Origin of the sequence: Finegoldia sp. (assembly GCF_046991905.1) — a bacterium.
Classification (GTDB): Bacteria; Bacillota; Clostridia; order Tissierellales; family Peptoniphilaceae; genus Finegoldia.
The window spans coordinates 1-12,767 of sequence record NZ_JBKWZF010000040.1; the positions used below are offsets into that span (position 1 = coordinate 1).

The 12,767-nt window shown below is 36.2% G+C and carries 8 protein-coding genes and 1 tRNA gene; 1 reads left to right on the top strand and 8 read right to left on the bottom strand.

Going from position 1 to position 12,767, the window contains the following annotated elements; translation table 11 throughout:
- Positions 1-119: 119 nt before the first annotated feature.
- Positions 120-194: transfer RNA gene (locus ACLUJM_RS10700), tRNA-Arg, on the top strand.
- Positions 195-474: 280 nt separating this feature from the next.
- On the opposite strand, the gene ACLUJM_RS10705 is transcribed toward ACLUJM_RS10700, so the two are convergent.
- The 8 genes from ACLUJM_RS10705 to ACLUJM_RS10740 form a co-directional block, all read right to left on the bottom strand.
- On the bottom strand, positions 475-1,833 hold the full coding sequence (locus ACLUJM_RS10705) for a tyrosine-type recombinase/integrase (RefSeq protein WP_008819565.1): 1,359 nt from the start codon (positions 1,831-1,833) through the stop codon (positions 475-477).
- A gap of 93 nt (positions 1,834-1,926) precedes the next feature.
- Positions 1,927-3,201 (bottom strand): tyrosine recombinase XerC, encoded by a 1,275-nt coding sequence (gene xerC, locus ACLUJM_RS10710; protein ID WP_216881755.1) that lies wholly within the window; start codon positions 3,199-3,201, stop codon positions 1,927-1,929.
- A 15-nt stretch (positions 3,202-3,216) separates the two neighbouring features.
- Positions 3,217-3,399: a helix-turn-helix domain-containing protein gene (locus ACLUJM_RS10715; RefSeq protein WP_008819563.1), complete on the bottom strand. Its 183-nt coding sequence runs from the start codon at positions 3,397-3,399 to the stop codon at positions 3,217-3,219.
- Between the two features lie 80 nt (positions 3,400-3,479).
- A complete protein-coding gene (locus tag ACLUJM_RS10720; RefSeq protein ID WP_008819562.1) occupies positions 3,480-3,827 on the bottom strand; it encodes a type II toxin-antitoxin system PemK/MazF family toxin in 348 nt (115 codons plus the stop codon).
- A gap of 48 nt (positions 3,828-3,875) precedes the next feature.
- Positions 3,876-4,085, bottom strand: coding sequence for a DUF5348 domain-containing protein (locus ACLUJM_RS10725; protein ID WP_008819561.1), 210 nt, complete (start codon positions 4,083-4,085; stop codon positions 3,876-3,878).
- Between the two features lie 39 nt (positions 4,086-4,124).
- The gene (locus tag ACLUJM_RS10730; RefSeq protein WP_008819560.1) at positions 4,125-7,082 is read right to left on the bottom strand and encodes an immunoglobulin-like domain-containing protein; all 2,958 of its coding nucleotides are present in this window, start codon (positions 7,080-7,082) and stop codon (positions 4,125-4,127) included.
- 93 nt (positions 7,083-7,175) lie between these two features.
- Positions 7,176-11,879, bottom strand: a complete 4,704-nt coding sequence (locus tag ACLUJM_RS10735; protein WP_008819559.1) for a SpaA isopeptide-forming pilin-related protein — start codon at positions 11,877-11,879, stop codon at positions 7,176-7,178.
- Between the two features lie 68 nt (positions 11,880-11,947).
- Positions 11,948-12,767: hypothetical protein (locus ACLUJM_RS10740; RefSeq protein ID WP_412412801.1), on the bottom strand; the 820-nt coding region annotated here is incomplete at its 5' end.

Below are 12,767 nucleotides of genomic sequence, written 5' to 3' on the forward strand. Positions count from 1 at the left end.
AGATATTTCACAAATGTCCCTGTACCTCATCCGGATAGAGGGTCCGCCTCCTAAGCGGTAAGTGGAAGACAACCCTGTTGATTAGCAATGCCGTACAAAACACTGATTTATTCACAAACACCCTCATAGTAAAATGGATATTACGGGTTCCTCCTAAGAATCAAGTGCAGGTTCGATTCCTGCTGAGGGTGCCATTATTTAAAGGCTTAAATCACATTTCGCGATGTGATTTTTTTCTTTTTTTGCTAATCAACTCAGGCATTTTGCTAATCAGATTTTTGTGTAACCATATTTTCACTTTTTCTTGCTGTGAAGTTTTCACAACTTTTTATCATCAGAATCGAATCTTTCTTATTGTATTTGCTAATCAATATCGCTTATTTGCTAATAGCAGAAATTAAAACTGTTTAACACCTGATAAACCAGAATAATACTATCGTATATAAAAAGGGATAAAATCCCTTTTTTGTTATATCATTGCTTCAACGCATCTATCAACTCCCTCATTAACTCTGGGTCTTTCTGTAATGCTTTCATCAGCTTATCAACACTCAATTCAGTTTTTTTATTCTTACTGCTTTTTTCGTCTATTTCCTGTTTATAAAACTCTGAATTGAATTTCTGTGCATTTACTTTTCGATCTTCATCCAGTATATGACTATATACATCCATTACCATATCAGCCTGTGCATGCCCTGTATCACCTTGTGTTGCTTTGATATCGCCATGGTTTAATTTCAGTTTATATGTTGTGCTTGAGTGTCTCAGCGAATGAAACACAACTTTGGGCAAGCCTGCTTTTTTAAGCAGTTCATCAAATTCCTTTGAAATAATATCTCTGGCAATTGGTCTTCCATCTTCTAATGCTATGACTAGATCATAATTTTTATATTCTTTTCCGAAAAATTCTTTGTACTTTTGCTGATCCTGTCGCCATTCACGCAATAGGTAAGCGAGCTGTTCAGGCAACCATATTTTTCTGATACTACTATCTGTTTTAGGTTTCTTTAAAACTAATCTTGTCTTATGCTCTTGTTTTAAGATGATTGGTGGAAATACAAATTCGATATCTTTTTTTCCCAGCTTCTCCATTGCATCAACAGACACTCTGGATAATTCTCTGGATACTTGTATGTGTGCATCATTATTAGCAATATCTTCATCACTAATATGTATGTCTGACCATTTTAGTCCCAGTGCCTCCCCAATCCGCAAGGAACAAGCAAATGCCAAGTGTATGGCAATCGTAAGTTGTGGATAATTGCAAGCTCTCAATGCTATTAGAATCTCGTCGGAGGTTAATATAGCTCGTTTTTGATATGTGTGTTTAGGTGGTGTCACATTTTCAAATGGATTCTTTTTAATAATTTCCCAACGCTCTGCATTGTGGAAAGCGCACTTCAATGATTTGTGTATCTGCATAATTACACCAGTCGTTGCTGTATTGCTTCTTTTGTTTTTTACTTTGCTTGCTGAATATAACAATTCATGATAATACTTTTCAATCGATAACGGCGTAACCTCCTGCATTTTTACATCTCCCATATAGGGAATAACATAATTTGTAAATATACGCTGATTACGGGTATAACTGGATAATGCCCATTTTTTTGCTCCATACAATTCCATAAAGGTATCTAAATACTCACTCACTGTAAGTTGTGATGGTGCGACAAATACCCCCTCCTGTAAATCGTTTTCTACTGTTATCTTTCTTGCTTTTGCCGCCGCATGTGTAGAAAACGATTCCCATTTCTGTTTTTTCTCACCGTCACTATTCAGATGCGAATAAATGACACTGTAACCATTACCTCTTTTCTTTATTGTTGCCATGTTATCACATCCTTTCTTATTCTCACTTATTGTATATAATCTTTTTTCATTTTACGAATGTGCGATTTTCAGATGCATAGATTAAAGGCAGGATTACTTTATTCCTGCCTTTAATCTATGTATCAATTCTTCTTTCATTTCATCAGACTGCTTTAACATATTCACCAATGCTCTTATTTCTGCCTGTTCTTTATTTTCCGGAATATATTTAGCAAAAGATTTATTAGTTTCAAGAATATCTAATGTATGATAATTCAGACTTGGAATTGGTAATACTAATTCACACGGATAAAATCGCTTAGCATTTTGCATCCCAAAAAATCTTAAACTGGCCAGTGTAACCGGAGGCAGTTCTGCTTTATCTCTCAATGCCTTGAAATGTTTTGTTGCACTGCGCTGATCATAGGGACTGCCATCGGGAAAACACAATATAAGATTCTCATCGCACCTCGTTTTAATGAGGTCATTTTTTTGAAGTCTCTTCCATTCTGTTAATACCAGTCCTATTGATTTGTTCACTTTTACACAGCGCTTTTGATCTGTTTTTTCACTGATTAAACAGGTATTTGTATGCGCAAAGTATTTACTCTGGAATATGGTGATAATTTGTTCATCTTCGATTCGATTCAAATATTCTTTATTGACTCTTTTAAGTTTCTTATCCACTGTAAGCATGCAGTTACCGTTCCATAGAATGCCGTCATTGATGTCTACATCTGTCCAAGTTACTGCTAATGCTTCCTCTATACTTAATCCGCAGCCGAATAATAAGTTTAAAAAAACATATAATTTAGGATCTTCACAAGCGTCTAACAACTGTCTGAAGATTGCAAGTGTCCATTTATGATTCACTTTCACTGCAATTTTATTTTCTTCATAGACTTGATAATCTGTAAATGGATTATCATGTAAATATCCCAGTGATATTAGATAGTCACATGCCGACTGCATCAGAATCAATATCTTACGCTTAACTGAATAAGGTATATACTCGGTTGCTTCTTGATTTCTTTTTCCAATGCCTTGCATATGTTCTATTTCATCCATAAATTTATCGCTGAACGATTTACTGATATCCTTAATCTTGCTATTGCCAATGACATGAATGATATAGTTATGCAAAACACCAACATATCCATCATATGTGCTATTGTGCCATATTTGATACCCTATGATAGAGCAGTAGCTACTTAAATAATCTCTCAACAACATATTGGCTGATACCTTGAAATAATCTTCTTTGTTATCCTCTATCTGTTGCTTGCGTGCTACTGCTTCTTCATAGTTGAAGTATGTTTCCCAGCATGTCTTCGTTTTACTCTCATAAACCACAGAATACATTTTTCTACGCTTGATTATGATTGCCATTACTTTACTCCTCCTTTATTCGCTTTTTTGTTTATTCAACCAGTCATCGAATGAACTTTTTGATATACGTAAGGTTCTGCCGACTTTGACAACGCTAAACTCTTTTTTTGCGACAAGATTATACGCTGAATTTCTTCCTATACCTAAAATTTTCATAATATCATAAACGGTATACGTCTGCTTTTCTGTATCCTCCATATCGAGTTCCTCCTTTCAATGTTATTTTAAATGTTATTGGCAATCATTACGAATGTGCGATTTTGATACTCACAGATTTCTTATACTATTTGCAAGCTTATTTTGATAGCTTTATCCAATAAAAATAGTTCACGTTCATCTAAATTACCTACATAACTTTTTAGCCTTATATTGTCAATCGTTCGAATTTGCTCAGTCATAATCACGGAGTCAAACTCTAAACCCGCACGAGATTTAATAAATACATGGGTAGGTAAATCCGGTTTGCGATGTGATGCTTTGGTTACTATTGCTACAACAGTCGTATCACTATAGTAATTGCCAATATCATTCTGAATGATGACAACGGGGCGAAGACCTCCTTGTTCTGATCCCATTACGGGATTTAAATAAGCAAAAAATATACTGCCTCTTCTTAATGATTGCATTGTATGCCTCCTTTCAGTATGTATAAGCAAGGGTTACTTCCTTGCTTGTTATGTGCGAACTCTCAGACCTGCAATATCCTCTGTGTCTATACCAACTAGATACCATTTATCAGACATTTCTATTCTTGTTGGTACCCATCGTCCGTTGACGAATACATCTAAGCAATCTCCACAATGCAGACCACCGTAATACGTAGTCAGGTCGTATCTGATATCGAATCGCTCTGTTTTTTTATCATAGATCAATGTTCCTTGCATAAATACCACCTCCTCGTAAAAAGGATAGATTTCTCTATCCTAGTATCGAAATTCAAAATAATATTTTGTATCGCTCATGACATATTGGTCATCAACGTTAATTTCCTGTACGTAATAATAACCCGCCTGATGAACAGTACCTATACCTTTTTTATCGTCCAAGCGGATGATATCTACCAAACTGTCTTTATACAGTACTACTTTATCTTGCCATTTGATATCATCTGCTGCATAAATACCAAATACCACAGAATTATAGTCAGGGTCTTGTAATTCAGATGCTTCCAAAAACTTTGATAGTTTTACAGTGCCATATTTTCTGCCGTCCGCAAAGATCACGGCATCCTCATCTGTCGGCGGAGTGGGCGGGTCAACTGGTACTGTCGGTAAGCCTGCTGTATTCTTTACATGCACAGATGTAACCAGTGTTGTAACTGCACCGAGGGAATCCTTTACCGTATAGGTTACTGTGTAATCACCAGCCGTATGCTCCTTGATTGTAGAGGTCTTGACGGTTACTTTGTTACTGATTTCTCCGTCAAGATCGTCATAGGCGATTACATTTTTCAATAGGACTTTATCACTGATCGTATCCTCAGTATCAAACCACCGTTCACTCGCATGAATCACAGGGGCTAGATTTTCTTCAACGGTGACTTTAATCGTCTTCGTGGTACTCTTACCGTATTGATCTGTTACTTTATACATCACGCTATAGATACCATGATGATCCAGTTTTACAGAATCAGCGATTACTTTTATGCCAGCTGTAAGGTCATGGTCTTCAATATCAGTTGCAGTTACATTCTGCATTCTAATGGTTTCAATCCATTCTTCTTTTGTATACTGCCCCTCAACGAAACGCTTGTGATCGGCAAATATCTCTAACTTCGGCTTATGATTGTTCTTGATCGTTACATCGATCGTTTTCATCATTTCTTTCCCGCCGCTGTCAACGACTTTATAGGTTACTTCATAAGATCCGGCAGTATCAGGCTTCACATTGTTTTTAATGATTTCCACCTTATTTGTAATGTCACCATCTTCACTGTCAAATGCCGTAACATTCTTCGCTAACTCTTTCAGCAGTGTTTCTTCTGTGAGTTCCCCCTCGTAATAAGATTTATTTCCTGCCTTGATGATCGGCGGTACATTTAAAATGATTTCGACCTGAATTGATTTGGTATGTTGCTTTCCATAAGCATCTACTACATGATAATTCACTCGATAAAAACCGACCGTTTCCATATCTACATCATCTTCAATGACCTCAATCTTATCTGTGATGTTGCCATCTTCGACATCAATTGCTTCCACTCCATCCAGAACATGATCTTTCCATTCCTTGTTGGAATATTCATGTTGCATATATTTACGATTGCTTGCAGTTATCAGAGGCGCAAAGTTATACTTTATCTTGACTTGTGCATTTACCTCTGTTGTCTTGTTGTACTGATCCGTAACAGTATAAACGACTTGATAATCACCAGGTGTTGCAGGATCAACATTGTCAGATTTGACTTTTACTTTTGATGTCATATTGCCATCTTCGATGTCTGTTGCTGTTACGGCATCCATCAAATAATCTTCTTCCCAGTCTTCCTGTGTGATTTCGTCCTCGAAGAACTCATAATTTTTATATTCTATGGTTGGCGGATTATTGAACAGAACAGTGACTTTCATTTCCTTGTTTACGGTAGATCCAACGGAATCCGTTACTTGATAATTGATAGCATAACTGCCTGGCACATTTAAATTTACCGAATCTTTTGTGATCTTGATCTTTGATGTCATATTGCCATCTTCTTTATCGCTTGACGTTACACCCTTTAACTTTAGTTTTTGCCAGTCATCAAAACTGTACTGTTTATCATGTATGGTAATGTTGGCTGCATTGATAACAGGATATGCATCCCATTTAGCGTAGAGGGTAAAGTTATTCGCACCGATCAGAGTGTTGAAGTTATAAGCAGTCTGGAATGTCGCATCTGTATACCAACCCATAAATTTATAGTTAGATTTGGATGGATTCGCAGGCTTTGCGACCTTTGTCTGATAGGTCACTGACTGTGTTGATATGGCAGAACCGCCCATAGAATTAAACGACACATTATAGTTATTGATCTTATATTGTGCGGTAATATCTCGGTTGGCAGTAATATTGGTGCCATTGTTATTCCATCCAGTAAAAGTATAACCGACCCGTGTCGGATTACTTGGCGGATAGGCGTTGCTTGTATATGGCACCGACTGTGTTTTTAAAACAGTGTTATTGTAATCAAGGTATCTAACAGTATAATAATTGATTTGATACTGTGCACTAATCGTCCTAGCGCCTGTTATATTATTGCTGTTTGTAGACCAGCCTGTAAATGTATACCCAGTACGAGTAGGATTAACAGGTGGGGATGCATTATTATACTTCTGTACATTTTGCGTTTTTAAAATCTGCCCATTATAATCTTTATACGTTACGGGATATGATGGATATGGTATATAGATATCTTTATCAATGCTGACTTGTGTCATCGCTCCGGATTCCATATCCTGCAGCCGCACATGATGTGTTTTCCCAGCAGTAACTTGAATATCCGCTGTACCGAAAAGCCGGGTATCATTACTGAATTTGTTACCAATACCAACTTTATCACTGTATGTTGCTTTATGAACACCATCTAAATATAGACCTACTGCGACAGCTTGATACGTGTATGAGTCTCCGTGGTGAAAATTGTAATACCTGAAACGGTATGTACCGACATCACGGCTATCATCATACGCTACCATTTCCATCGTTACGATTTCACCGAACGTACCACCATAGGCGTCGATACTGTTTCTACCGATTTCTTCTTCAGCTGCTTTGACAGATTTCATTCCGCCGCTGGAGCAAACTAGAAATGCACTCAAGATTGCAAGACAGACGACAGCCATCTTTTTTAAAATTTTCTTATGCTTCATTTGCTTTTTATGTTCCTCTCCTTTCCTTCTATACATGACTTTTTCCTCCTTTCTTCAAACAATCATCATGTAACATGATCATTCTTTAAAGAAAACGAGAGGTGATGATCCACACTCTCGTTTCGGGTATTACTTATTCAATTTCTTCCTTTTTCTTAACAACGCTGCTAAAAGGAAGGAAGATCCGGCAAACAACCCGATGATATAATCATTGGATTGTACTCCAGTGTTGACCTTTTCGATAATGTGGTCTGCAATCATGATGGTTTTATCCTCATTATTGTAATACCACTCATCATCAATGACGACTTTGACAACATCTGGGGATGGTGTATATCCATCCGGTGCCTTTGTTTCTTTGATGTAAACTGTCTGATATGCTAAATGATCGAATTTAGCAATACCATTTTTACCTGTTGTTACTTTAGCAAGCACCTTCGTACATTTTTCATCAGAATACATTGTAAATTCCGCATTTGCTAATACCTTTTCATGGTCTTTCGCATCCACTTTTTTTACCTTGATGAACGTATAAATTCGCTCGTCTTTCATTACTATTTTTTGTACTTCGCCAGTTTCTTTCACCGTAAACTGAATATCATCAGTTTTGTGATATCCATTTGGTGCGTTTACTTCGTGTAAAATATAGTTTCCTGTTGCCAGTCGATCAAATCGTACAGCTTTATTACCTGTATTCCATTTCTCAACTAAATCTTTTTTATTGTCTTGATCTAAACGGTACAGTTCCAATTCTGCATCAGGTAATTGCTGTTTTGTTTCTGTATCGATTTTACTAATCTCCACTTTGGTAAAGTCATCTACCATTGTGAATACCTGTAAACTGGTATTGGCTTCAACTTTGAACTGCATATCTTCAGCAGTTACATAACCTTCTGCAGGCGATGTTTCTTTCAGGACATAGTTACCGGATGGTAAGCGGTCAAAATGCATTGTTTTTCCTGTGGATACCCAAGCTTTGATTTCTTTCTTCGTATCTGCGTTATATAGTACCAAAGCAGCGCCTGCAATCGATCTGTTCGTTTCTTTATCAACTTTATCAATATCAACTTTTGTAAAGTCATTATCGACATACAGTGTTTTCTCGACCAATGCGTCTTTATCATTTTCAGGAGTTAGGGTAACTACATGTACTAATGGGTCTAATACATATCCCTCTAATGTTTTTGTTTCAACTACGTTATAGGTACCCATTGGCAGATTTGCTAAATGAATGGCACCTAATTCATCGGTCATATGGTATCCATCTTCACTGATATCAACAGATACTGGATCACCTTTGTGATATTTGATAATCTTGTTTCCATCCTCATCTAATGGATGTCCAATTTCGTAGATATCCTCAGCTGCAGTAACGCGATACTGAATGCCTGAAAGGTTTTCTTTTGTTTCTTTATCACTCTTATAGATATGAAGATTGCCTCTGTATGCTTTGTTCTCATAAACAACCTCAATCAATTGACCATCATCATCAATGTTAGCTGTCTTGATAGTTTGATTACCAGCATATCCACTTGGTGCCTGTTTTTCCCTTACATACACTGTTGATTTTTCAATACCCTTCATTTCCGCATACCCATCTGAACCAGACTTGATGGTTGCTAAAATCGTTTTGAAATCTTTGTCTCGTGATAACTCAAATTCTGCACCTGCAAGTGATTTGCCAGTATCAGCGTCCTTTTTCAAGACTTTGATATCACCACGTTTTACCTTGTTTTCAATCGGCTGGCCATGGTTGATTTCAATCACTGTTTCTTTGTCACCTGCATATTCAAAATTGAACGGTATTTTTTCCTTGCTCAATACATACTGGTCATCTGTTGCCAATTCCTTAAGATAGTAATCTGCCGCAAAGTCTACATTGATCTTGCCCTTCAGCGTATCCTCCAGTGATACAACTTGGATCATGCTGTCTTTATCCAAGACTTTTTCACCATTCACAGTTAAATCATCTTTTGTAAACACGCCAAATACAACATCTTTATATACATCTGCATTGTCGATTACATCAGAATCTTCAAATGCTTTATCGATGGTTGCAGTAGCACGCTGCTTATCATTAAATGGTTTCATCGTTTGATTGACTAATTCTGTTTCTTGATCTTTATATAACAAATCAAATTCATAAATTTTACTGTCAATCACATAACCATCATCATCGCAAGCAGTTTCCTGCACCGTATAAGCCCCTAGTGGCAGTTTCGATGATTTTGTAGCTGTCTTACCATCGGTTTTAAGTGTTTCAACTAGATCGCCTTTATGATAATAATACCGTGTACCATCAGCGCTCTTGATATCTTCTCGTGTTTTGATTTCATAAGTTACACCAGATAATAAACCCTCCTCAAACTTTGGCTGATAGAGTGTTCCATATTCTGTTTCTGTTGCTTCATAACCTTGGAACAGATCGGCTGTCTTTTCAACAATTAACTGGCCTTTTGCCGGAGCATCTGCGAACTGAATCGTTGTAATAAAGCTAGTTCCATCAGGACCAATTTGATGCGCACCATCATCTGTAATCGTAAAAGGCTTTGACTCTTTACTTAACAGCATACCATTCGGAGCCTTAATTTCTTCTATTTGATAATGACCTGCACGCACACTGTCCGGTGTCATAATATTACCATCCTCATTCGTTGTAAATTCCGTGACATATTTGCCCAGCAGATCACCATAAACCCAAAAGCCAACATATTCATCAGTATCAAGGTTTTTGATTTTAAATGTTGCACCAGCCAATCGAACTATATCACCAGTTTCAGAATCTACTTTGACAATACCGATAATCGTTTTAAACGGAGCATCATTTTGTACAACCCATTTCATTGGTTCTCGGCTGTCATCGATAACGTCAACAAAGAAATCAGGTACTTTATTATGATTAGGAGGTGTGATTGTTTCACGCACACGATATTTTCCATATGGTAATTCAACCGATTTTGCAAAACCCTCATCATCAGTTACTAATTCATCATAAGTCCGTGCTTGGTTCCAACCAACTTTTTTTACTTCACTCTCTAATTTCACTTCAAAATGTGCACCTTTTAATGCTGGTGTTGTTCCTGATTCACCATCACTGCTAATTTTAATAATTTTAAATGCACGCTTCATTACCTGTTCACTGCTTGTTATATCACGAATTTCAACAGTTTTATTTTCATCTGTATAATTCAAGTTAATGTCATGTGCAGTTTCATCCAGTAAGTAACCTGTACTTGGATTTTTTTCTACTATCTCATATTTTCCAAGATACAAATTTTCAACTTTAGCAACTGCGTCTTTGATTGACATTGTTTTAACAATGGCACCTTTTTTGTGAATAACATGTCCATCATCTGGACTTATAATGTCTTCTTTTGCTTTCAACAAATATACAGCACCCTCAAGTGTTGCATCACCTTGAGCTGTTTTGCCTGTTTCTTTGTCGATTTTAGATAATTGCACAGTACCTAAAGTTCGCTTATTGCTTAACGATTTTTCAATCGTCACACCATTCTCACGAATCTTGAATGGTACCTGTTTGCTGTTTACAACATAATTTTCTGGAGCTTTTGTTTCTACAAAATAATAATCACCCCATCTGATACCAGTTAAAGATGCGATTCCTTTATCATTCGTAGAAATAGTTTTCACTAAAGTACCGTCAGATTTATAGATAGTAAATTCAGCTCCAGCTCGATTCACTGCCTTGCCAGTATCTTTATCAAGTTTCTGGATTTCTAAATTACCAGTCTTATAGATATTAGAGGCGTTGAATGCTACCGTATCATTGGGAATGATGGTTACTTCTCGGATCGTATTGTCTAGGATAAAAGGTTCAGGTACAGAAACTTCTTGTATATAAACCTTTTTAGGCAATAATTGCTCAACAAGAATAGTTCCATCAGCCCCAGTTGTATAAGTACCAATTGGATTGCTCATATCTGCATTATAAGATAAAGAAAAAGATGTGTTTGGAACATAAGTCCCATCCTCATCTTGCTTGGAGATATTCATTTTACCGTATTTATTTACTTTTACAGATATGTTAATGCTATATGGATCGCCAACTCTAAACAGTGCAACATCCTGTCCATTATCTGCTGAGGATCTATATGCTATCGACGCTCCTAAGCATTCATCCAGAATACGACTAAGCTCTATTTTTAAATTTTCAGGTGTGTCATTATTGGGAGTAATAACTAGCTTATTTCCATTTACAGATACGCTTGATCCTCCATTAGATGTTATATGATAATTGTTTAGGACATCATTCTTGTCATTTAAAGCTAAAGAGGAACCTAAATCAACTTCGTGATCAGTTGAACCAAAATTCGGTAATACGCTATGTCTACTAATTTTATATTGCACTTTTGATTTTAGTGTTTGATATTTAGAACCAAAATCCCCATACCTGTTGGTTATAGTAGCTCCTAATGCCTCCCATATCATGAATTGAGTTGTTGCATAGTCATTGTCTGTTTTTGATGTTGTATCCCATCCATAATAAACAATCAATGATAGTTTTTCCTTCAAATCGAAAGGAATATCATCATTTTTACTATAAGAACCACCAAATCCAAGGGTGGTTGGCTCGATACAAAATGCAATTTCTCCATTGATTGTAATTTTAGCTAATCCATCATACCAATATGCAGTGTTGTAACCAAGTTTTATTTCTGCACCAGTTCCAGCAATATTTCCTAAATTAATTGGTTGATAAGTTTGAGCTTTTATATTGCTAGTATTTCCGATTAAAGCTGTAAAAGCTAATAAAAAAGCAAGAGTAGAACCTCTAATCTTGCTAAGAACCTTATAAAATTTTGTTTTACTCATTTCTTAACCCTCTTTCGTAAAAAAACACTTAATTTTTTAAGTGTTCTTGAATATTTCTATATAATACATTACTGACTTAATGGATAAAATCCTACACTATAGCCTTCATTTCCACAAATATCATGAACTGTAGCAACAACAACTCTATGATTTTCAGGACAATTATCTTTGCCCCACTGTAACACAGCATTGTAGTCATAGTCAGCATACCCACTATTTCCTAAAGATTTCCATTGCCCATTAGCTTTACATGTTGTAGGTGGTGGGGTAGGATTTGTTTGATTATTACCACCGCTATTACTTCCACCACTATTGGTAGGCGGGGTATAATTATTTGTACTACCTCCTTCATTATTTGTAGGTGGAGTATAATCATCTGTATTAGATGGATTTACAACTGGTTCTTCTGTTTTTTCATTGACATGTACTGTATACTTCATCTCTGATGCCAACTTGTTTTTATCTACTGCTATTACAGTAACAGTATAATCACCTGCAACCGATGTATCTACATCACCAGTAATGGTATAGTAATTGTTTTCCTTTGCTTTTTTTTCATAGAATATCTTTCCGTCCACAGGATCATTAACACTTTTTATATTTGATTTCACATCAAATTTTGCACCGTTTTCAAGTGTAACTGTATTCTCCTTAAAAGTAATAACAGGTGCTTTGGTATCCTTTATTTCAATGGATAAAGATTTTTCTTTACTATATCCATCTTTAGAGATTTTGTAAATGAACTCTTTTTTTCCTAACTTTTTGGTATCTACTTTATTGGTAGGTAATGTGACTTCAGGTTCTCCTTTCTTGTCTTTGATAAAGCTATTAAAGTCTACTTTCGTTACACCATACTCAATATAAACATTCTCCTTGAATGTGATATTC

Coding starts and splice junctions, on each gene's coding strand:
- ACLUJM_RS10705 (WP_008819565.1), bottom strand. CDS start 1,833: ATGGCAACAATAAAGAAAAGAGGTAATGGTTACAGTGTCATTTATTCG.
- xerC (WP_216881755.1), bottom strand. CDS start 3,201: ATGGCAATCATAATCAAGCGTAGAAAAATGTATTCTGTGGTTTATGAG.
- ACLUJM_RS10715 (WP_008819563.1), bottom strand. CDS start 3,399: ATGGAGGATACAGAAAAGCAGACGTATACCGTTTATGATATTATGAAA.
- ACLUJM_RS10720 (WP_008819562.1), bottom strand. CDS start 3,827: ATGCAATCATTAAGAAGAGGCAGTATATTTTTTGCTTATTTAAATCCC.
- ACLUJM_RS10725 (WP_008819561.1), bottom strand. CDS start 4,085: ATGCAAGGAACATTGATCTATGATAAAAAAACAGAGCGATTCGATATC.
- ACLUJM_RS10730 (WP_008819560.1), bottom strand. CDS start 7,082: ATGTATAGAAGGAAAGGAGAGGAACATAAAAAGCAAATGAAGCATAAG.
- ACLUJM_RS10735 (WP_008819559.1), bottom strand. CDS start 11,879: ATGAGTAAAACAAAATTTTATAAGGTTCTTAGCAAGATTAGAGGTTCT.